The organism is Streptomyces sp. JH34 (assembly GCF_029428875.1).
GTDB lineage: Bacteria > Actinomycetota > Actinomycetes > Streptomycetales > Streptomycetaceae > Streptomyces.
The window spans coordinates 1,668,875-1,690,991 of sequence record NZ_JAJSOO010000001.1; the positions used below are offsets into that span (position 1 = coordinate 1,668,875).

Annotated in this window: 12 protein-coding genes; 2 read left to right on the plus strand and 10 right to left on the minus strand. The window is 71.5% G+C overall.

What is annotated here, in order from left to right; translation table 11 throughout:
* Positions 1-161: 161 nt before the first annotated feature.
* The 6 genes from LWJ43_RS07210 to eccD all read right to left on the minus strand — a co-directional run bounded on the left by LWJ43_RS07210 (position 162) and on the right by eccD (position 9,333).
* Positions 162-4,331 carry an AAWKG family protein gene (locus LWJ43_RS07210; protein WP_277331465.1) on the minus strand — a complete coding sequence of 1,390 codons (4,170 nt, stop codon included), beginning with the start codon at positions 4,329-4,331 and terminating at the stop codon, positions 162-164.
* 128 nt (positions 4,332-4,459) lie between these two features.
* A complete protein-coding gene (locus LWJ43_RS07215) occupies positions 4,460-4,924 on the minus strand; it encodes a type VII secretion system-associated protein (RefSeq protein WP_277331466.1) in 465 nt (154 codons plus the stop codon).
* Between the two features lie 134 nt (positions 4,925-5,058).
* Positions 5,059-5,367 carry a WXG100 family type VII secretion target gene (locus LWJ43_RS07220; RefSeq protein WP_277331467.1) on the minus strand — a complete coding sequence of 103 codons (309 nt, stop codon included), beginning with the start codon at positions 5,365-5,367 and terminating at the stop codon, positions 5,059-5,061.
* Between the two features lie 93 nt (positions 5,368-5,460).
* Positions 5,461-5,796: a hypothetical protein gene (locus tag LWJ43_RS07225; protein ID WP_031098256.1), complete on the minus strand. Its 336-nt coding sequence runs from the start codon at positions 5,794-5,796 to the stop codon at positions 5,461-5,463.
* Between the two features lie 469 nt (positions 5,797-6,265).
* A complete protein-coding gene (gene eccB / locus LWJ43_RS07230) occupies positions 6,266-7,876 on the minus strand; it encodes a type VII secretion protein EccB (protein ID WP_277331468.1) in 1,611 nt (536 codons plus the stop codon).
* A 47-nt stretch (positions 7,877-7,923) separates the two neighbouring features.
* Positions 7,924-9,333, minus strand: a complete 1,410-nt coding sequence (gene eccD, locus LWJ43_RS07235) for a type VII secretion integral membrane protein EccD (RefSeq protein ID WP_277331469.1) — start codon at positions 9,331-9,333, stop codon at positions 7,924-7,926.
* 411 nt (positions 9,334-9,744) lie between these two features.
* On the opposite strand from eccD, the gene eccCa reads away from it, so the two are divergent.
* Complete coding sequence (eccCa, locus tag LWJ43_RS07240; RefSeq protein ID WP_277331470.1) at positions 9,745-13,785, plus strand: type VII secretion protein EccCa; 4,041 nt, start codon at positions 9,745-9,747, stop codon at positions 13,783-13,785.
* A 71-nt stretch (positions 13,786-13,856) separates the two neighbouring features.
* Here eccCa and LWJ43_RS07245 read toward each other — a convergent pair whose 3' ends face one another.
* From LWJ43_RS07245 to LWJ43_RS07260, 4 genes are all read right to left on the minus strand, one after another.
* On the minus strand, positions 13,857-15,131 hold the full coding sequence (locus LWJ43_RS07245) for a S8 family serine peptidase (protein ID WP_277331471.1): 1,275 nt from the start codon (positions 15,129-15,131) through the stop codon (positions 13,857-13,859).
* Positions 15,128-18,439 (minus strand): right-handed parallel beta-helix repeat-containing protein, encoded by a 3,312-nt coding sequence (locus LWJ43_RS07250; RefSeq protein ID WP_277331472.1) that lies wholly within the window; start codon positions 18,437-18,439, stop codon positions 15,128-15,130. Before LWJ43_RS07250 ends, LWJ43_RS07245 begins: the two co-directional genes overlap by 4 nt.
* Positions 18,440-18,586: 147 nt before the next feature.
* On the minus strand, positions 18,587-19,792 hold the full coding sequence (locus LWJ43_RS07255; protein WP_277331473.1) for a ricin-type beta-trefoil lectin domain protein: 1,206 nt from the start codon (positions 19,790-19,792) through the stop codon (positions 18,587-18,589).
* On the minus strand, positions 19,789-20,544 hold the full coding sequence (locus tag LWJ43_RS07260; RefSeq protein ID WP_277331474.1) for a type VII secretion system-associated protein: 756 nt from the start codon (positions 20,542-20,544) through the stop codon (positions 19,789-19,791). Before LWJ43_RS07260 ends, LWJ43_RS07255 begins: the two co-directional genes overlap by 4 nt.
* Positions 20,545-21,115: 571 nt before the next feature.
* Here LWJ43_RS07260 and LWJ43_RS07265 point away from each other — a divergent pair.
* Positions 21,116-22,108, plus strand: coding sequence for a mannose-binding protein (locus LWJ43_RS07265; RefSeq protein ID WP_277331475.1), 993 nt, complete (start codon positions 21,116-21,118; stop codon positions 22,106-22,108).
* The last annotated feature ends 9 nt before the right edge of the window (positions 22,109-22,117 follow it).

Genomic DNA, 22,117 nt, shown 5'->3' on the forward strand with positions numbered 1-22,117 from the left:
GTCCGTCTGTCCGTGCGTCCGGGTGCTCTCGCGCCCACCGGGCCGTGTCCGGCCACGGTCACCGGCCACTGTGTTGATCTTGCCTGGTGACGACCCCGCTGTGGAAGCCGGGGTCGGTCCGGGCCGCTCTCACCGCCATCGGGGCCGCACCTGGGTGGTGGTCACCGGCCGATCACCGACGGGGTGCCGCCCTCCTCGGTGCCCCACACGTCCGCGTCCTCTTCGAGGTAGTCGGCGGACGTGGTGGGCCTGCGGCCCGGCTCGGCCGGCTCCTCGGGGGAATCGCCGCCGGTGGTCGTCACCCGGGAGGCCGGGGACAGGAAGGTGTCGCTGTCCTCCTGCCGGTTCCACGGGCTGCGCCGACGGCGGGTGCGGCGCTCGCTCTCCTCCGCCGCGTCGACCAGGACGGAACGCACGCGCTCGCCGTTGCCCTTCTCGCCGCCGGCGCCCATGCCGCCCATGCCGCCGCCCATCGGCATCCCGGGGCTGCCGGGCGTGCCGGGGGCACCGGGGGCACCTCCGGCGCCCCCGGCGGCAGCGAGCGGGGTTCCCACGCCGGCGGTGGCACTGTCGGAGAGGGGGGCGACCTGGCCCGTCCCGATGCCGTCCAAGGAGGCTCCCGGGATGCCGCCGCCTGCCGCACCGGCAGTCATCTGGCCCCCGCTGAGGCCCAGTTCGGAGAACGGTACGTCGCGGCTGGTGGTGCCACCACCGCCGCCACCGCCGGAACCACCGAGGCCATCCAGATCACCGAGGCCACCCAGCTCGTCGAGGATTCCTGAACTGTTGGTCGGAATCGACGAGTTGAGGTCCTTCAGGTCCACCGTCTCGGTCCTGCCCTGGGCATCGGTGACGGTGGCGACGCCGGTGTCCGGGTTGATGATCTGCTTGCTGCCGTCCGGGAAGGTGGTCGTCAGCTGGCCGTCGTCCAGGAAGGTCGTGGAGCCGTCCGGGTTGTTCACCCTCGCCCCGTGGGTGAGATCGGTCTCCACGGTGGAGCCGTCCGGACCGGTGCTGGTCAGCATCCCGCTCTCCGGATCGAAGCGCGTCGAGCCACCGTCCGCGAACATCGTGGCGAAGTCGCCGTCGACGAGTCCGGTCTGCCCGCCCGTCGGGGTCTCCAGGCCGTCCAGGTTCCCGAGGCCACCCAGATCTCCCAGGCCGCCGTTCCCGCTGTTCAGATTCCCGAGGTTGCCGAGGTTCTCGGTCGTGACGGTGCCGTCGGGAGCGGTGGAGACGGCCTGACCGGTCGCCGGGTCCACGACCTGCTTGGTGCCGTCGGGGAACGTGGTGGTCAGCTTCCCGTCGTCACCCAGCGAGGTCACCGACCCGTCCGAGTTGGTCACCTGCCCGAGCTCACCCAGGTCCTGCGTGGTGACACTGCCGTCCGGATGCGTGGTGGTCAGCTGACCGGTGTCCGGGTCGAACTGCGTGCTACTGCCGTCCGGGAAGTCCGTCGTCAGACCGTTGTTGCCGAGTTCGACGCTGCCCCCGGTCGGCGTCTCCAGGGAGCCACCGGCACCACCGTTCAGATTCCCGAGGTTGCCGAGGTTCTCGGTCGTGACGGTGCCGTCGGGAGCGGTGGAGACGGCCTGACCGGTCGCCGGGTCCACGACCTGCTTGGTGCCGTCGGGGAACGTGGTGGTCAGCTTGCCGTCGTCACCCAGCGAGGTCACCGACCCGTCCGAGTTGGTCACCTGCCCCAGCTCACCCAGGTCCTGCGTGGTGACACTGCCGTCCGGATGCGTGGTGGTCAGCTGACCGGTGTCCGGGTCGAACTGCGTACTGCTGCCGTCCGGGAAGTCCGTCGTCAGACCGTTGTCACCGAGTTCGACGCTGCCCCCGGTCGGCGTCTCCAGGGAGCCACCGGCACCACCGTTCAGGTCACCGAGGTTGCCCAGGTCGCCGATCGAGTCGGTGGGCAGCGAGGAGTTGATGTCGCCGAGGTCTCCGAGGCCGCCGTTTCCGCTGTTCAGACCGCCGAGGTTGCCGAGGTTCTCGGTCGTGACGGTGCCGTCGGGAGCGGTGGAGACCGCTTGGCCGGTCGCCGGGTCCACGACCTGCTTGGTGCCGTCGGGGAACGTCGTCGTCAGCTTGCCGTCGTCACCCAGCGAGGTCACCGACCCGTCCGGGTTGGTCACCCGTGCGCCGTCACCCAGGTTCTGCGTGGTGACACTGCCGTCCGGATGCGTGGTGGTCAGCACACCGCTGTCCGGGTCGAACTGCGTGCTGCTGCCGTCCGGGAAGTCCGTGGTCAATCCATTGTCACCGAGCTGGGTGCTGCCCCCGGTCGGCGTGTCCAGGGAGCCGCCGGCACCACCGTTCAGGTCACCGAGGTTGCCCAGGTTCTGGGCGATCGCCTCGTTGGCCGCGTCGGTGGCGTTCTTCGTCCCGCCGGGGCCGTTGTTGAGGTTGCCGAGGCTGCCGAGGTTCTGGGAGACGGGCGGCACGACCCCTGCGGGCGACTGGTTCTCGCCACCGGGGTTGTTCACGTCGCCGAGGTTGCCGAGCTCCTCGGTGATCGTGTTGTTCAGGTCGTCGGCGCCGCTCGGGTTGTTGATGTTGCCGAGATCACCGTTGCTCTCGGTGACCGGCACGTTGAACAGGTCGTCGAGGTTCTGTGTGTTGGGAGCGTTCGGATCGTTGAGGCCGCCGAGGCTCTCCTCCACGATCTTCTGCTGCTCCTCGGCCTCCCGCTTGGCCTCCTCCTGCTCGCGCTTCTGCTCCTCGCGCAGCTCGTCCTGGTACTTCTTGTCCTCGTCGCGCTGCTGGTTCTGCTCGTTCCGCAGATCCTCCTGGAGCTTCTTGGCCTCCTCCTGTTCGCGCTTCTGTTCCTCGCGCAGCTCGTCCTGGTACTTCTTGTCCTCCTCGCGCTGCTGGTTCTGCTCGTTCCGCAGCTCGTCCTGGAGCTTCTTGTCCTCCTCTCGCTGCAGCCTCTGTTCCTCGCGCAGCTCGTCCTGGTACTTCTTGTCCTCCTCGCGCTGCTTCCGCTGTTCCTCGCGCAGCTCGTCCTGGTACTGCTTGTTCTCCGCGTTCTCCTTCTTGATCTCCTCCTTCTCCTCCTCGAGCTTCTTCTCCTCGTACTCCTCCGAGGCCGTGCTGGTCGACTTCGGTTTGGGTACGTTGTCGGCGAAGTCCTTGCCCAGGTCGAGGAAGTGGTTGTTCAGAGCCGACTGGACCTGGCGGGCGGGGGTGACCAGGAGATCGTCGACGCCCCTGTTCCAGATCTCGACCGCCTTGTCGCCGACCTTGGCCCAGTTGGCGATGTCGGAGAGGTCCCCGTAGTCGGGGTGCACCTGGGAGAAACCGGCCTGCGGGCTGTGGCTCACGGTCGTCGTGTAGCGGCTGGTGTAGGACTTGATGTCCGTCTTGGCCACGTTCTCGGCGTCCACCCACTGCGCGAGGTCGTCCAGGACGTAGCGCAGGACCCGGTGCGGGTCGTAGTACGGGGACTTGGCCCACGTCAGCCACGCGGACAACAGCGTGTTGGCGGCGTCCACCAGGTAGGAGCGGCCCAGGGAGAGCGCCCGCGAGTAGACCGTGTTACCCGTTCCGGTCTCGTCCCCCGTGCCGGGCGAGGAGTTGAAGGTCTCGACGTAGCTGTCGTAGTTCTCGCGGACCTTCTTCAGCAGGCTGCGGAAGACCTCGGCGGCCTCGCCCTTCCAGCTGGCGTCGTCCCGGCCGAAGCGGTCCTCCCAGTCCTTCAGCAGCGGCGCCTGGTCCTTGAAGAACTTCGCCGCGAAGTCGAAGGAGTCGCCCGTCCGGTTGAAGGAGTTCAGGTCCACCACGGCTTCCTCGGCCACACCGAGGTTGCTGAACCGGGCGTCCTGGGTGCCGCCCTTGAGGAGTTCGAGGAGCGCCGCCCGCGGCCCGTTCATGTACTGGGCGAGCGGGATGGTGCTCATCTTGTCCTTGTTGTAGTCCGTGAACTCGTTGCCTTCACGGACCTGGACGTTGTGCACGTCGTCGGAGTCGGTACCGGCGAAGATGACCTCCTCACCGGCCTTCACCCGCCCCTCGAAGACGATGCGGGCCTGCATGATGGAGCGCTTCTTGCCGCTGTCGAAGAACCATATGTCGTAGTCCTCGCCCTTGTTCTGCAGGAAGCCGGAGTCCTTGACGAGCAGGCTGAGGCTGCGCTCCTTGATGTCCATCCGGAAGAGCTTGCCGCCGTGGTCGGAGCGGAGCTTGTCGAAGACGGTGGCGCGGTCCGGCACGGGATAGCCGGTGATGTGGGTGACCAGGGTGGCCCAGGTGTCGGCAGACGCTGCGCCGGTGTCGTCGTACTTGTCGATGTTGGTGACGGAGTTGGGATCGTACCGATCGGCCACCGGGCACCCTTTCTGGTCGGTTGTCGTCCGCGCCGGCCTGCCGCCCGTCCGCGCGGGGGTACAACCGGGTGTTTCTCACGTGCGTGTGCTGAGCGGCTGAGGCGTCCCCGCCACACGCGGCACCGGAGTCAGGTGCCCTCTGTCTCCGATGACCCGCTGGTGAGCGTGTCGACCTCTTCGAAGGTCTGCAGCAGTGTCTGGGCGTCGATCGCGTCCAGGTTCTTGTTCTTGGTCTTGTTGGCCTCTTCGATGGTGTCGGTGAGCGCTTCCTGCAGCTCCTTGAAGAGGTCCATCTGGTCGCCGAGCAGCTTGTCGATCGCCTCGGCCGCGGTGCGGACCCCCTCGATCAGCTTGGGTCCCGAGACCAGCGTCTCGGTGGCCATCTTGCCGATGCGCAGGAGCTGCTGGCCCTGCACGAGGTTGTCCGGGCTGGTGTGCCCGTCGATGAGGTCACCGAGCGGCCGGATGTTGGGCGGCTCGCCGTCCTCCCGGTGCTTCTTCGCCTTGGTGTAAACCGGCTGCACCTCGTTGTCCCGGAAGTTCTCCATCTGCTTGAGGTCGAAATGCTTGACGTCGGCCTTCTCACCAGCCATGGGACGTCCTCCTGCCGTTCGGTACCGGACGGAACGCGGGCCGGCCGGACGAAGAGGAGTCCGGCCGGCCCCGGGGACCTGCCGTGCGGGTCGTGCCGGGGCACGACGCCCCGACACGACCCGCACGGAAGACCTCAGCGAGCTCGCACATTGCCCCAGTTGTCGGCGCTCCTGCGCTCGTCACGGGAGTGGTTGTCGTGGATGCTCTGGACCAGGTCACCGCTGTCGCCGAGGAGCAGGGCCATGTTCTTGGTGGCCTGGTCCCACTCCGCCTGGACTCCGCGGTACATCTGCTGGTCGTCACCCTCCCAGGACAGCACGAGCGGCTTCAGCTCGTCCTCCAGGTTGTTGAGGGTCGTGATGATCTGCTGGGTCTGGCCCTTCAGCTCCTCAATCGCGTTCCGGACCGTGGAGTACTGCACATCGATGATGCCGTCGGCCATGACGTCTCCTCTCGGGTGGCCGGGCGTCAAGGCCCGGGAAGCTCACGGGTGCCGGCCCCCTCGAAGGGGCCGGATGCCGCTGGGGGGGGTGGGTCAGCGCAGCGCTTCGAAGACACCCTGGCTGGTCTTGCTGTTGAGCACCTCGGTCAGGTCCTGGTTCTCCTTCGCCAGGCGGTTGGCCGAGGTCACGTTCTCCTGGAGCGCGTCGATCATCTTGCTGATCTGGACGACGACCTTCTGCGCCTCGGAGTTCCAGCTGCGGAAGAGCTTCAGCAGAGCCTGGCCCTCGTCGCCGCCGACACCCGAACGCGCCGCGACCTCGGCCACGTTGTTCTGGATCTTCTCGACCGCGGCCCGGGCCGACTCCAGGGAGGAGACACCTCCCAAGCCCTTGGCATATTCCGCTTTCCTGCCGGAACCGTCCGCCATGTCACGCTCCCTTCGTTCAGGCGAGTCTCCTCGCACCGTTGCCCGCTGAGGCTAAAGAGAATCCACCGTCCGGCGCAACGGATGCTGGGAAGATTTGAGCATAGGTCAGCTCGCCGGAATCCCTGCACGGCAATGGAGTTGTCGAGATGTTTCCGCAAAATGAACATGCGACACCCGGTGGGCAGGGCGGATGGGCCGCCAACGCCCCGTTCCGAATCATGCGGTCAGTAAACGGGCGGCCCTTCGCCGTGAACGGTCATCGGAGCCGCCCGTTTCCGGTGAAGCGGGCGTGACCGGGGGCCGGGCCTCCGGGAGCGCGGCGGTCGAAAAAGTTTGAGCAAATTCTGAGCTTTCGCGCCGCGTTCGACGCGCGGCTAATTCACCTCAGAGCGACGAGAGCGCAGCATAAAGTGACACCCGCCCTCCCCGTCCCATTCCTCGACGCTGTGGGAGCCGGTTGCCGGGGTGTTCAGGACGTGGAGCCGGCAGCCCCGGACGCGCCCTCCGTTGCGGCCTGGTCCACCCGCTCCGCTTCGTCCTTCTCGGCCGTCCCCCCGCCCTGCTTCCCCGGCTCGTCGGGACCGCACCGCGGGGCCGTGACCTTGGCCTGCGCGGCACCGGACGCGGCTGCCGGGTCGAGGTCGGCGCCGGTCGGCAGGGCTGCCAGCATGGGTGCGGGTACCGAGCTGATGTCCTTCTCGGCGTAGCCGAGCGCCGCCAGGGAGTCCTTGGCCGAAACCCGGTACTTCACGCCGTTCTCCGCCACCAGGTAGGTGGTGCCGGCGTGCGCGGCACCGCTCGCGTGCAGGGCGCGGACGAGCGCCCCGTGACCGGGACGCACCACCGTGATGTCCGTCCTCACACAGGCCGCCTCGATCGGCTGGGCGGTTCCCTCCGACACGGCGACCGGGGCGAGCTCGGCCAGCGGTACCAGCACCGACTTGATCCGCGCGCCACCGTTGTCGCCGTCCACCTGGGCGCAGAGCGCGGTTCCCCGCGGCGCCGACTGCGGGACCGGTGGTGTCTCGGGCAGCTCCGCGGACCCGGCGGTGCCGGAGTCCTCCGCCCTGTGCTCGCGCAGCGCGTCAGCGCCGAGCGCACGCGCCTCGGGCGACTGCCCCTCGTAGGCGTCCTTCTGGGTGGCCGGGTCGCCCAGTACGAGCGCGGCGCCGAGCCGGGTCAGCGGCACCAGGCCGTCCTTCCGCAGCAGGTGGTACGTGGTGCCTCCGCCGGGCACGCTGACCTTGAACAGCTGGCCGGTCCGGCTGGCCTCACCGCCGAGCACCGGTCCTTCCCCGCCGCGCCCCTCCACCTCGGGCGGCTTCAGGGCGGGGCCGGGGGCAAGGGCGTCGAGGAAGGCCGCCGAGACGGGCATGGCCTGCTCGGAGCCGTAACCGAGAGCGGTACGGGCGTCGGAGGCGCGGTCCAGCGCCAGCCTGCTGCCCCGCCACACCAGGTACTCGGTGCGGTCCGGGCCGCGCACGAGCACCCCGCGGTCGGCGCCGACGCCGCGGGAGTCCAGGGGTGCCCCGGCGACCACGGTCGTGGCTCCCGGCTTCTCCACCCCGGTCCCCTCCGCGGCACCTGAGGTGCTGGCCAGCGCCCCGCCCGGCCCGGTGACGCACATGTGCCAGGCGCCTTCGTCGAGCTGCCCCGGTCCGGGCAGGGCGTCCGGTGCCCCGGGGATGCCGGCCGGGGACCCCACGGGTACGTCCTGCAGCGAGGCGGTGGCGACGTCCACGGTGGGAAGGTCCGAGCCTCCGATCAGGCGCGCCGAGGCGTAGTTGCGTACGGGGTGCAGCACGCCGTCGGTGCCGGTCCACAGGTAGCGGGCGCCGGTGTCCCTGTTGACCACCAGGTTCCTCGCGTCACGCCAGCCGTCGTTGCCGCCGGGGCGCAGCAATCCGTACACGGTGGCGCCCGCTCCGATCAGGACCGTCACCAGCACGCCGAAGACCACGCCCCGGGTGGTGCGCCCGAGGGGGCTCTCCGGGGCGTCAGGGTCGGCCGTCAGCAGGCCCGAGCTGAGCCTGCCCATCATGAAACCGTGGGCCTGTACCTGGTCGCGCTTGGACTGCACAGCCTCTCCTCAACTCGTTCTCGTGTAACGGCGTCCGGCTGTCGTCATCAGCCGAACAGGCCGCGCAGCCAGCCGAAGAGTCCCGCCACCCACAGGGTGAACGGCAGCAGCGCGACGGCGAGGCCGGTGTGCGCCAGCTCCGCCGCACGGCCCCAGTACGGCAGCACACGGCGGCCGGGCAGTATCCAGGACGCGGTCACGAGTCCGGCCGCCGCGGCGAGCAGCACGCCGAAGACCACCACCCGGCCGTCCGCCCCGCTGTCGAACGCCCAGGCCCTGGCCATCAGCAGCAGCCCCAGGACCCCGGGCAGCGCCAGGGTCAGCCGCTGTCCGATGTGCACCAGGCCCCGGCTGTGCAGGAGGAGCAGGAGGCTCAGCGCGAGTCCCGTCAGCACCTCGGGCAGGTTCGGCCTCTCGGCGAGGACCACCAGGGCGGCCGCGGCGATGGTGCCGGTGGCGGCGAAGAGCGCGGTGACCCAGCGTCCGGCCAGCTCGGTGCGTTCGGCGACCTCGTCACCCACGTAGGGGTCGATGCCCTCCTGGAGCTGTCCGGCGGTGGACGGAAGCGCAGGCATCCGCATCCCGGCCAGTTTGAAGGCGAACGGTGCGACCGCCCCGGCGGCGAGGACCATCACCGTCGCCACCAGCGCCACCGCGGCAGGCACGTCCAGGCCGGTGTATCCCATCAGTGCCCCGGCGATCGCCGTGGCCACCGCGACCATCGCGGTGGCCAGCAGGGCCGGGGCGCCGACCGCGGTGGCGGCGAGCGCGAGGACCGCGCCTCCCGCGCCCGCGGCGCCCGCGGCCAGGAGCCGGGCGCCGGCGACCTGCTCCGCGTCGGGGCCGGTCAGGTCGCCGCCGGGCAGCACCCAGCCGACCAGCGCCAGGCACGGTGCGACCAGCAGGCCGAGCGCGGTCGCGGAGAGGCGGTCACCGACCGCGCGGCTGGCGGAGCCCGCCCCCGCGAGCAGGAGTAGCCCGACCAAGGCCGCGCAGGCCGCCCGGGAGGCGCCGGAGCTGGTCGTCACCCCCGGCCAGAAGACCAGCACGAGGGCGGTCACCACGGTCGCCACCGCGGTGCCGATCAGCAGGCCACGGGCGGCGCCGGGCGACCACGTGCGCAGCCGTCGGCCCACGGTCTCCGCGATGCCGTCGACCAGGTCGTCGAGCCGTGCCTCGGGCAGCGCCTCGGTGTGCGGGCGCAGGTAGAGCACGGCGCCGTCGGCCAGCCCGGCACGTGCCAGGGTGGTCTCCTCGTCGAGCGGGGCGTCGCCCAGCCGCTGGAGCACCCAGCCGGCGTGGTCGAGTCCGGCCTCCTCGGCCTCCTCGCCGACGTAACGCAGCAGTGTGGGCAGCAGATCGGCGACCGGTACGTCGGCGGGCACCGCCAGATCGATGCTGACGCTCGGTGCACGTACGGTCAGGCGGCACGATTCGGCCACCGCGCTGTCGGTCATCAGCTGAACTCTCGTCTTCCGGAAGGCTTTGACAGGAGGACTTCCCCGCGAGAGGGGATGTGCGAACAGTACGGAAGGTCCGCGCGGCCGCGAACCGGGGGGCCGGGCGCGGAATTTGCCTCCGCGGGCCCCGGCGACGACCGCTCCCGCGTGGACAGGTCGCGTTCCGTGAATGCACACTACTGCCTACGACCACGGGGTCGTGCTGCGGACCGGACTCCATTTATCCGGTATGTGGTTGGCCATCACGGAAGTGCCCGCACCCGGCCATCCGCTCGAAACATTCATCCGGCGTTCACCGCGCGTCACGTGGTGCCCGGGGAATCAGTGCGGTGCGGCCCTTTCCACCGCCGGGTGCGCCGGAATTCCGGTGCGGGCCGGAGAGTTCAGTGAACCGGAGGTTCTGTTCCCTTGAGTGTCGTGCTGTTTCGTCGCCCGGCCCGCAGGCGCGGGCCGGAGATGCCCGAAGGGCAATTGACCCTCCAGGAGCCGCCGGTCCTCGCCGAGACGGTGCCCGACACATCGGCGATCTGGACCTATCTGCCGATGGCGTTGATGTCGGTCTCGATGATGCTGATGTTCCTGCGCCCCGGCGGCGGGAACGGCGTCTTCATGTACCTGGCGATGGGTGTCATGGCGCTCTCCGCCGGCGCCATGCTGCTGGGTCAGCTGATGCGCCGCTCCAGTGAGCGCAAGCAGCGTTTGAAGGGTGAACGCCGCGACTACCTGCGGTACCTGGCACAGATCCGCAAGCGGGTCCGCGCCACCATCACGGAGCAGCAGCGGGCGCTGGCCTGGCGCCACCCGGAGCCCGCGTCGCTCCGCTCGCTGGCCCGCACCTCACGGCTGTGGGAGCGCCGTCCCGCCGACGAGGACTTCGGCGAGGTCCGGCTCGCGGTCGGCGAGCAGCAGCTCGCGCTCACCCTGACCCCGGTCTCCACCCGCCCGGTGGAGGACCTCGAACCCCTCTGCGCGCACGCCCTGCGCCGTTTCGTCCGCGCCTACTCCACGATCCCCGGGCAGCCCCTCGGCCTCTACCTGCGGTCCTCGGCCCGGATCCTGCTGCGCCCCGAGGAGACACCCGGCCAGGAGACCGCCGGGGCGGGCGACCCGCCGTCCGGGGAGGCTGGCGAGGAGGCGGTGCGCGCCCTGGTGCGCGCCGTGCTCGGGCAGCTCGCGGTGTTCCACGCACCGGAGGAGCTGTGGATCGCCTTCTGCGTCAGTGACGAGCGGCGGCCCGACTGGGAATGGGCCAAGTGGCTTCCGCACACGCTGGACCCGTACGAGGAGGACGGCGCCGGGCAGGCCCGCCGGATCACCGCCGACGTCACCGAACTCGACGACCTCCTCGGTGCCGAGTTCGCCGAACGTCCCGGCTTCGACCCGGAAGCGCGCCCCGGCCGCGACGAGCCCTACACGATCGTCGTCCTGGACGGCGTCACCGTGCCCGAGGGCCACCGCTGGGAGGGGCACGGCTACCGCAACGCCCTCGCCCTCGACATATCCGGGGCGCTGCGCTGGCGCCCGGGCCGCAACACCCTGAGGCTGACCGTCGGGACGGACCAGGTGAGCCTGGTGCGCACCGACCGCAGCCGCAAGGAGCGCTCGGTGCCGCTCGGCCGGCCGGACCGGCTCGGCCTCCTCGGCGCGGAGTCGCTGGCCCGGCTGATCACCCCCCGCCGGATGAGCCTGGGCACCGACATCGCGCAGCCGATGGACACGGACGTGGAGCTGACCACGCTGCTGGGCATCCCCGACCTGCACCGGCACGACCCGCAGACCCTCTTCAACCGGCACACCGGTTCCGCACGGCTGCGGGTACCGATCGCGGTCGGCGTGGACGGCCGCCCGGTGGACCTCGACATCAAGGAGTCCGCGCAGGGCGGCATGGGCCCGCACGGCATGCTCATCGGAGCCACCGGCTCCGGCAAGAGCGAGCTCCTGCGCACCCTGGTCCTGGGTCTCGCCCTGACCAACTCCTCCGAGACCCTCAACTTCATCCTGGTCGACTTCAAGGGTGGTGCCACCTTCCTCGGTCTGGAGGAACTCCCGCACACCTCCGCCGTCATCACCAACCTCGCCGACGAGGTCGCCCTGGTCGAGCGCATGCAGGACGCCCTGCACGGCGAACTCATCCGGCGCCAGGAGCTGCTGCGCTCCGCCGGCAACTACACCTCCGCCCTGGAGTACGAGCGCGCCCGCGCCGGGGGGACGGACCTCACCCCGCTGCCCAGCCTCTTCGTGGTGGTCGACGAGTTCAGTGAGCTGCTGTCCGCGCACCGGGAGTTCATGGACCTGTTCGTGATGATCGGCCGGCTCGGCCGCTCCCTCGGGGTGCACCTGCTGCTGGCCTCGCAGCGCCTGGACGAGGGCCGCATGCACCAGCTCGAGAGCCACCTCTCGTACCGCATCGGTCTGCGCACCTTCTCCGCCATGGAGAGCCGCGGTGTGCTCGGCGTTCCGGACGCCTACGAGCTGCCTGCCCAGCCGGGCAGCGGCTACCTGAAGTCCGGGGTGGAGGCCCTCACACGTTTCCGCGCCGCCTACTCGTCCGGCACGTACGGGCGCCGCACCGGCGCGGTCGTCCAGGCCCGGGTGGCCAGCCAGGTGGTGCCGTGGACCAGCGGCTGGGTGGTGCCGCGCACCTTGGACCCGGCCACCGAGCCGGAGCCGGAGGCCGAGGAGACGGGCGAGGAGGAGGCCCTGCTCGACGTGGCCCTCGACCGGCTGCGCGGCTCCGGGCCCGCCGCCCACCGGGTGTGGCTGCCGCCGCTGGACGAGCCCTCCCCGCTGGACGTCCTGCTGCCCGGCATCACGCCCGACCCGGAGCGCGGCCTCACCGCCGCCGGGTGGCCGGGCACCGGACGGCTGCGGGTCCCGGTCGGTCTCGTGGACAAGCCCTTCGAGCAGCGCCGCGACCCGCTGGTCGTGGACCTCTCCGGAGCCGGCGGCCACGTCGCCGTCGCGGGCGGTTCGCAGAGCGGCAAGTCCACACTCGCCCGCACGCTCATCGCCGCCCTCGCCCTCACCCACACCCCCGCCGAGATCCAGTTCTACTGCCTCGACTTCGGCGGCGGCGGCCTGTCGCAGCTCGCCGCCCTTCCGCACGTCGGCGGGGTCGCGGCACGCCTCAACCCGGAGCGGGTGCACCGGACCGTCGCCGAGGTGATGACGCTGCTCGCCCGCCGCGAGCAGTTCTTCGTGGACCACACGCTCGACTCCATGCAGTCCTACCGCCGCCGCCGGGCCGCCGGGGAGTTCCCCGACGAGCCGTTCGGCGACGTGTTCATGGTGGTCGACGGCTGGTCCACGGTCCGTCAGGACTACGACGACCTGATCCCGAAGTTCAACGAACTCGCCGCCCGGGGGCTCAACTACGGCATCCACCTGATCATCACCACCACGCGCTGGGTGGAGCTGTCCGCCCAGGTCCGTGACCAGGCGGCCACCCGCCTGGAACTGCGGATGGGTGACCCGATGGACTCCGAGATCGACACCCGCAAGGCCCGCTCGGTGCCGCGCAGCGGTGGACGCGGCATCACCGCGGACAGCAAGATGCACTTCCTCGCCGGCCTGCCCCGGCTGGACGGCAGCGGCTCCCTCGACGACCTCGGCGACGGAGTCACGCACCTGGTCGCGGAGATCTCCCGGCACTGGACGGGGGCACCCGCGCCGCAGGTCCGGATGCTGCCGCACAGGCTCCCGGCCTCCGACCTCCCGGCACCCGAGGCCACCGAGGGCGGCGGCATGCGCATCCCGCTCGGCATCGACCAGGACGCGCTGGAACCGGTCTGGCACGACTTCAGCCGTACACCGCACCTGATCGTGGTCGGCGACACCGAGAGCGGCAAGACCAACCTGCTGCGCGGCATCACCAAGAACATCACCACCCGATACACCCCGGAGGAGGCGAAGATCATCGCGGTGGACTACCGCCGCACCCTGGTGGACGCCATCCCCGAGGAGTACCGCATCGGGCACGTGATCTCACTGGACAACCTCAAGGAGACCATCGAGGGCGCGGCCCGCGCGATGAAGTCCCGCGTCCCCGGCGCCGACATCGCGCCCGCCCGTATGCGCAAGTGCGACTGGTGGACGGGGCCCCGCCTGTTCGTCCTGATCGACGACTACGACATGGTCTCCGGCAACTCCTTCCAGAGTCCCTTCGAACCGCTCTTCGAGAATCTGACGCTCGGTTTCGAGATGGGTCTGCACCTGGTCGTCGCCCGCAGTGCCATGGGTGCCGGCCGCGGCCTCAGCGACGGGCTCATCCGCCGCCTCGACGAGGCCAACAACCCCGCGGTCCTGCTCTCCTGCCCGCCCACGGAGGGCCGTCTCTTCGGCGACGCGAAGCCCCTCAACCTCCCGCCGGGCCGGGCCCTCCACATCGCGCGCCGCCGGCCGCGTCTCATGCAGACGGCGCTGATCGAGGAGAGCCGGAGCCAGGACTGACGGAACGCATGACGACGACACCCTCCTGCGGCGGTACCTCAGGAGGGTGTCGTCGTCATGCCACGGATCGGTCAGTCGGACGTCGTTGCGGCCGCTCCCGCCGGGCGCCACCCCCGGGCGCGGGCCCGGGACAGGGCGAAACCGGCCCAGAGGACGGCGAGGACGGCGGCCGAGCCGAGCAGGACGAAGAGGGTGGCCCGGCCGGTGGCGCGGTCCGCGGCGGCCGTGTCGCGGACGGTCACGGGTTCCGTTCCGTCCTTGTCCGCGGCGGACCCGGCGGACCCGGCGGACCCGGCGGACGCGACAGGCTCACCGAGCACCGAGGTGACGGCGGCGTAGGCGTCCAGCTGAGGGATGTCGGCCGGGTAGGCGGTGGCCGTCAGACGGCGCACGACGTCCTCGGGCGAGTCGTCGGGGTGGGCGGCGCGGACGGCCGCGACGGCCCCGGCGGCGTAGGCGGTGGCCACCGGGACGCCGCCGCCGAGGTAGTGGCCCTTGCCACGCGGGCCGCCGGAGACCACCCCCGCACCCGGGGCGGCCAGGTCGACGCCGTCGGTGGGCAGGGAGCCCTCCGGACGGGCGCCGCCGGGAAGCATGTCGGCGACCGAGAGGACGCCGGGCTCACCGGCCGGCCAGTAGGTGCGGGACGGTACCTCGTCGGACCCGCCCCGGGACGGCGGGTCGGGGGTGGCCGCCGCGACCACGACGGCGCCCGCGCGGCGGGCCTCCGCGACCGCGCTGCTCAGTGCCGCGTCCTGCCGCGGCAGAGCCACCGTCACCGCTATCACTTCGGCGCGGGCCTCGGTCGCCGCACGCAACGCGTCCACGACCAGGTCCGCGCTCGCCCCGCCACGTCGGTCGGTGCCGCGCAGGGCCAGGATCTTGGCACCCGGGGCCACCCCGGCCAGAGGGGGGCTGTCCCCGCCGGTCCCGGCGATCAGGCCGGCCAGGAACGTGCCGCTTCCTACGCAGTCGTCGGCGGCCTCACCGGCGGCGGTGACCCGGCCCTTGAGCCCGGCCGCGCCGGGGGCGACACCGGTGCCGATGAGCGCGACGGTCACCCCGGCACCGGTGCTGTGCCGGTGCAGTCGGTCCAGGTCGAGGCGCTGGCGCGACCAGTCCTGCTTCTTCGCCGTCTCGCGGGAGGCCGGGGTGCAGACCACCTCCTCGGCCTCGGGGTCGAGGGCGGAGGGCATCCCGGGCAGTTCCTGGCCCTTCTTCCCGTCGGCCGCGGGGACGCGCGAGGGGGGTGCCGCCTGCGCCGGAAGGGCCGTGGGCAGCAGCAGCGCGGCGGCGAGGCCGGCACCGGACAGCAGGCGGGCGGCCCCGTTCCCCTGAGGCCTCATCGGGGCGCCACCTTCGGTGCCGCGGCCGTGACGTCGGCGGGGAGGAGGACGCGCAGGTCGTCGAGGGTCGGCGCGGCCAGCGAACTGAGCCGTCCCGCCTGGCGGGTGACCATGGACTCGACCACCTGCCGGGCCAGCCGGGCGTTGCCGAAGGAACGGTCCCTGGGCATCGCGTCGAAGTACTCCTTGAGCAGGGGACCGGTGCCGGGCCCGCACTCGTAGCCCATGTTCGCGGCCTGGGTCCGCACGATGGTGACCAACTCCTCCGAGGAGTAGTCGGCGAACGCGATCCGGCGCGGGAAGCGGGAGGAGAGGCCCGGGTTGGAGCCGAGGAATCGCTCCATCTCGTCGGTGTAGCCGGCGACGATGACGACCACCTCGTCGCGGTGGTCCTCCATCAGCTTCAGCAGGGTGTCCACCGCTTCCTGGCCGAAGTCGGCACCGCCCCCGCGCGGGGTGAGGGTGTACGCCTCGTCGATGAACAGGACGCCGCCACGGGCCCGTTCGAAGACCTCGCGGGTGAGCTGTGCGGTGTGGCCGATGTAGCGGCCGACGAGGTCGGCGCGGGCCGCCTCGACCAGCTGGCCCCGGTCGAGTACCCCGAGCTGGGTCAGGACCTCCCCGTAGAGGCGGGCGACGGTGGTCTTGCCGGTACCGGGCGGGCCCGTGAAGACCAGGTGGTTGCTGAGCGACGGGACCGGCAGTCCGGCAGCGGCACGGTGGCGGGCCGTGGTGATGAGGTTGACCAGGTCCGCGACCTCGCGCTTCACCTCGGCGAGGCCGATCATGTCGCCGAGGCGGGTCAGCGGGTCGTCGTCCGGAACGGCGGTGTCGGTGGCCGCCGCCGCTGCGGTGGCGGAGACGTCCTCCGGCAGCAGGAGCCGCAGGTCGTGCTCACTGACCTGCGGCTGCTCGGAGAGCCGGACCGCCTGTCTGTCCACCATCTCCTCGAACACCCCGCGTGCGGCACGGCCGTTGCCGAAGCCGGCGTCCCGTGGCATCGCCTCGAAGTGCGCGGCCAGGGCGGCCGCGGTGCCCTCGCCCAGCTCGTACTGGTGCTGGGTGCACATGCTCTCCATGATCGCGACCAGGTCGGGCACGGAGTAGTTCTCGAACTCGACGGTCCGCGAGAAGCGGGAGGCCAGGCCCGGGTTGGAGGCGAGGAAGGAGTCCATCTCGCGGGAGTAGCCGGCCGCGACCACCACCACGTCGTCGCGGTGGTCCTCCATCAGCTTTAGCAGGGTGTCCACGGCCTCGCGGCCGAAGTCGGCGCCGCCGTTGCCGCTGTCCGAGGTGAGCGTGTACGCCTCGTCGACGAACAGGACCCCGCCGAGGGCCCGCTGGAAGGTCTCGGTGGTCTTGATCGCGGTGCCGCCGACGACCTGGGCGACCAGGTCGGCGCGCGAGACCTCCACCAGGTGCCCGCTGCGCAGCGAGCCCAGCTCGGCCAGGATCGCGCCGAAGAGGCGGGCGACGGTCGTCTTTCCGGTGCCGGGCGGGCCGGCGAAGATGAGATGTCTGCTCATCGGCGGTGCTGACATGCCGAGCTGTTCACGGCGCTGGGCGAGCTGGGTGAGGTTGACCAGGGTACGCACCTGCTGCTTGACGTTCTCCAGGCCGATCAGCGCGTTGAGGGCGCCGAGCGGGCCGTCCGCGCGGTCCGGCGGGGGCGCGTCCGCGGCGCCGGAGCCGGCCGGGTCGGTGTTCTCGGCGCTGCCGGTGCCCCAGGCGTCCCGCTTGCCGTTGCTCACGCTGTTCAGGTTGTCCACCGCGAGACGTTCGCCGGGCACGGTCTGCACCAGACCGCCGCCCTCGTTCTCCCGCGCGTGGCAGTTGACGAGCGAGACCGGCGCGGTGGACTCCACCCGGAAGCCGTCCTGGGATCCGCCGGTGGCCTCGCATCCGCTGAGCGAGGCGAGCGCGCCCTCACGGATCAGGTAGCCGTGCCCCTTGGGGGCGTGCACGGCGGTGCGGTTGGCCGTCAGCTCGCCGCCCGCGGCGACCACCACGCCCTCCTCACCGGCTGTCTCGACACGGAAGTCTCGGACGGTGACGTTGCCGCCGTCCTCCACCACCAGCCCGTTGGTGGCGGGGTCGGACACCCCGCCACCGGCCAGGTAGAGGGTGCTGCCGGAGGCCACGCGCACACCGGCGCCCTTCGGCCGGACGATCTCGCAGTCCTCGGCGCGGCCCCGGGCGTCCTTGGTCACCGCGATGCCGTCGCCGGCCGGCTCCACCAGCCGGGCCCTGCGCAGCAAGGGGTTGGCTCCGCCGACCACCGCGACCGCGGGCGTGCCGCCGATCACCTCCAGGCGGTCCAGCTCCGGTGCCGAGTCGTCCTCCAGGAGCAGTCCGGGACCGTCGCAGTCGCGGACCGTCAGGCCGGTCAGTGCCGGGGAGGCGGCCCCGGCGACCCGCAGCGCCGCGCCCTGCGCGCCGTCCACCCAGCAGTCCTCGAAGGTGCCGCGGGACCGGTCGGTGACCAGCACGCCGTGACCGCGTGCGCGTGAGACGCGGCAGCGCCGCAGCACCGGGTCGGTGCCCCCGGCCAGTGCGATCCCGTTCCCGGAGGCCCCGGTGACGCGGACGTCCTCCAGGGTCGTGCGGCCCGAACTGCTCAGGTGCACGCCCGTGCTGGTGTCGTGCACCACGGTGCGGACCACCGAGACGGTGCAGTTCCCTTCCAGGGCTATGGAGGGCTTGTCGGTGGAGGATATGTCGCAGTCCTCCACGTTGCCGCGGGTCTCACCGTTGGCCAGCAGGCCGTTGCCGCGGGCGTCGCGCACCGTGCAGTCACGCATGCGTGCCTCGCCCTGCTCGGCGAGGACCAGGCCGCTGGTTCCCAGGTGTTCGAGCGTGCAGGACTCGACAGTGGTGAGGGTGGTCGAGGTCACCACGATGCCCGCGCCCTGCGGGTTGCTCACCCGGCAGTTCCTCAGCACGAGGGAACCGGTACCCCCGGCCAGCATCGCGGTCCACGCGGCGCCGATGATCTCGCAGCCGTCGAGCGCGGCCTGCCCGCGCCGCACGTCCACGGCCGGCAGTTCGGCGTCACCGCCCCGCAGGGTCAGCTCGGAGAGCATCACGGCGTCGGCGCGCAACGCGACCACGCTGCCCGAACGCGGCCTGATCTCCACCGTGCCCCGCCCCTCGGCGGCGGTGAGGGTGACCCTGGTGTGGATCACCAGGTTCTCGGCGTACGTACCGGGCCGGATGCTGATGAGCGCCCCGGTGCGGGCTGCGGCGAGTGCCTCACCGATCGTCGAAAAGCGGTCGGTGGGGCCGACCGACAGTACCTGGCGCGACACGCACCAACCTCCTTGCTACGGCGGCGTCTTCTGCGGGCTCCCCCATTTCGCCGGGGGCGCGTGTCGGCGAGCCGACGATGCCATCATGCCTCGTTCCCGGTTCGTACGGGTTCCGGGAGCGGTGCTTCCGGCGTCGAGGAGTCGCGGTCAGGTGCTCCACTTCTGGGCGGGGTTGCCCGAGCAGTGCAACAACTGCAGCGCCGCCCCGCTGTTCCGGTCGGCGCCCGCGATGTCGACGCACATGCCGACGACGGTGTTGACCAGATCGTGCGCACCGTTCAGAGCGAACTTCTGGGCGGCGTTGCCGTTGCACCAGGCGATCTGGATGGGTGTGCCGTCGCTGAAGTTCGCGTTGGCCACGTCCAGGCACAGGCCCTTGATGCGGATGGTGCCGTCGGAGGCGAACTGCCACTGCTGTGCGGGGGCGCCGTTGCAGTCCCACACGTGCAGTGCCTTGCCGTCGCTGAAGTCATGGCCCGGTACGTCGATGCAGCGGCCGGAGAGATGGCTGCGGAAGGAGACGGGCCCACTGAGTGTGACGGCGGGAGCGGCCTTCGCGGGCTGCTTCTTGACGCTGTCGGACTTCTTCTCCGCGCTCTCCTTCTTCGGCTGCTCCTCCGGTTCGGCCGCCTTCTTCGGCACGTCCTTCGCCTTCTCCGGCACCGGCACCTTCTCCACCGGCTTCTCGGTCACCGGCTTGTCGGCGGCCTTCGTCTTCTCGGCGGGCGGTGAGGTGGTCTCGGCCGGCGTCACGGCGAAGTCACCCGGTGCGTCCGGCCCGCTCCCGTCGAGCACGGTCCCCGCCGCGGCCACCGACGGCTGCTCGGGGCCCTTGTCGTCGTTGCCGACGAGTATCAGGAAGGGCACGGACACGAGCAGCGCCCCCGCCACCGCCGCTCCGGCCAGTACCGCCTTGCCGGGCCTGCCCACGGGGCCGGCGTCGTGCTCCGGCCGGCCGATCGCGGTCGCGGTCATGGTCCGCACGAGCGCGGGCAGCCGGCTCTGCGCGGCGGCGGTGCCGCCCTGTTCGGCCTCGGACTCGGAATCCGACCGGGCGCCGGCTCCGGGGCCGGCCGTCGTGCCCTCTGCGGATCCCGCGGGTTCCTTCACGGTCTCGCCGGGCTTCTTCGCGGCCTCTCCGGACGCCTTCCCGGCCTCCGCGGCCTGCGTACCGGCCGTGCTGGGCTCCGCCGCGGTCGTCGACCCTGCGGATCCGGACGCGGGCGCGGCCGGGGCGGCGGACGCGGTGCCGGGGGCCGAGGCGGTGCCGGCGGCCGGCTCCTCGCCCCCGGAGGCGGCCGACTCGGCGCGTGCCTTCGGGGAGGCGGGGGGTTGCTGGGACGAACTCGTCACGGGGTCCTCCCTGTGGTGTGGGGCCGGTGTTCGGATGTGCTGTCGGTCCGGTCCGCGGCCGGTTCCGCGGCCTCGGTGCCGACGGGGTCCGCGGCAGCGGAGGCGGAGCCGTACTCCGCCGCGGGCGCCCATGTGTCCCCCTCGGCTCGCGCAGGGCCCCCGGGAAGGCTCCGTGCCGGGACGAGCAACGGGGCGGCGGCTCCCGCGTTGACCATCAGCATGGTGCCGGGATCCTTCAGTGAGCGGGACAGTTCCTGTACCGGCAGCCTGTCATGGTGAAGTGCCGACGACATGAACTCGTGTGCGGGCGAGGTGAACAACAGGACCACCGGCGCCCCGTCCCGCCCGGCTGCCGTCAGCGGCCCGCCCTCGGGTCCGCGCGCCACGGTGACGTCCGCCTCGGCGAGCGCGGCAAGAGCCTCTTCCACCGAGCCGTAGCCGGTGGCGGCCCGCTGCGCGGCGGCGTCCACCGGATCGGTGGGCTCCGGCCATCCGAGCATCCGTGCCGAGGGCCGGTACGCCGGGTTGGGGCGGTACTCCCCTACTTCGCCGCTCTCGTCCGACTGCCACTCCCCCAGCACCGCCCACTCGGCCGGTGTGCGTTCCTCGGTCCATTCCGGGTCCACCACCCCGATCCAGTGTCCCGGAGCACGGCGGGCTGCGGCCTTCACGGCTTCGGGTATGTCGGCGGCGACGGTGTCCTCGGTGGCGTTCACCCCGCGTCCGGCGGCCGGGTCCGGGGCTTCGGGCATGACGAACGGGGCGCCGTTCGCGCCCTCTTGTCGCTCTCCGGGCCGCATCTCCACCTGAACTCTTGGGTCTGTACGAATTCTCGGCTGTTGAAACGCCACGCGCGCACGCCGACATTGATCAGATCGGGGAGCCAACAGGATGTCATACGAGTCCTGCCCATGGGAGTTCGGAGTGGGTCTGTTTGGGCCGCTGACGTGCCCGTTCCCTGCCCGAATGAAGAACTTTCCGGGAGCAGTGAGCAGGAAGAGGACAAAGCGACAGGGGGTGTCGGGGTTGGGGAGCGGCCGTTCTCGCCCCGAAGGGCTACGTTGTGTACGCCATCGGCCTCTTCGACGTGCGGCACCTCACGGTCCGGACGCCTGGACCTGGGCCGCACGGCACCACCTCACAGCTCGGAAGGGCGTCGGACCAGTGGCCGCCACCGCGCCGGGTCACCCGGCATCGACTGCGAGGACCGGGGCGTCCCGGCCCCCTCGACGGGACGTCCGCCGATGCGTCGAGGGCTCGCAGGTGTTCTTCCGGCCCCACCGCTGCCCACCGACAGCTCCGCCACCGAGAAGGAGTAACCGCATGTCCTCCCAGCCCCCCACCCCCGGCGCGAACACGACGGCGGCCGCCGCCCCCGACGCGGACGAGGCCGGCTCCCGGCCCGCGGCACCGGCACCGGCACCGGCACCGGCACCGGCACCGGCACCGGCCGAGGAGACACCGACCCTCGCGGCCGCCCCCGGGGCGGAGTCCGGCGCCGCCCCGGCCGGGGACGCCGCGGCCACCCCTCCCGCGGCCGCCAAGTCCGAGGCGCCCGAGGCATCCGAGGAGGGTGTCGGCGTCGCGACGGCAGCCGTGACGGCGCCCGGAACCAAGACCGCCACCGGCGTCAACGGCGGCCGCCCCCGTACGCCGGTCCTGGCGGGTGCCGCGTTCCTCGGCGCGGCCCTGGTCGCCATACCCCTGCTGCTGGTGGGAAGCGCCAACGACAAGGGTGGGGACGACACACCGATGCGGCCGGTGGCGGGGGGTGCCGACACCGTCCTCAACCCCGACTCCGCCCCCGCCGACCTCGAGGACTACGTGGCCGGGAAGCCGAGCCCGTCCCCGACCAAGGAGAAGCCGAAGCCGGTCGAACCGAAGGCCGTCGCCCCTGTCGTCCCCGCGCCGGAGCCGACTCCCAGCCCGTCCGCGACGAAGCCCAAGGCCAAGGTCAAGGTCAAGCCGAAGCCCAAGCCGTCCCCGAAGCCGGACTGGAGCACGGTGGCCATCTCGGCTCCCAGCGTCATCCAGGTCAACCAGGCCTGGACGACGAACCGCATCAAGATGGTCATGCAGACCGACGGCAACCTCGTGGTCCTCAACGAGTTCGGCAAGCCGATCTGGGCTGCGATGACCTTCGGCCAGAACCACCGGGCGATCTTCCAGCCCGACGGCAACCTCGTCATCCACAACGGTGACGACCGCCCGATCTGGGCCTCCAAGACCCACGACCACCCGGGAGCCCAGCTGGTCCTGCGCGCGGACGGCAGGGTGGTCGTCCTGGACAACGGAAACGTCGTCTGGTCGACCTGACACCCTGTC